Genomic DNA, 235 nt, shown 5'->3' on the forward strand with positions numbered 1-235 from the left:
GGCGTGGCGGGGTTTCACCCCTCCATCATCCGTGCCCCGACCATGCAGCACCAGCGTTGATTTATGCACGCCACCATCTACGATTTCTTCATGATCGATATCCAAGCGCGCCGTTCGCGCGCCGCCGTCGAGCGGCACGGCTCGGTCGTCGGCGCGGCAGACGCGCTCGGCTTCAGCCCGAGCGCGGTATCGCAGCAGATCAAGAAGCTCGAGCGCCAGTCGCGCGCGGCCCTCC

1 protein-coding gene is annotated in these 235 nt (G+C 66.8%); it reads left to right on the forward strand.

All coding sequences use genetic code 11. The features are described from left to right. Positions 1-90: 90 nt before the first annotated feature. On the forward strand, positions 91-235 hold a 145-nt coding region (locus M2D63_RS26145), incomplete at its 3' end, for a LysR family transcriptional regulator (RefSeq protein WP_285865928.1).

Source organism: Pseudomonas sp. BJa5 (assembly GCF_030272875.2).
Classification (GTDB): domain Bacteria; phylum Pseudomonadota; class Gammaproteobacteria; order Pseudomonadales; family Pseudomonadaceae; genus Aquipseudomonas.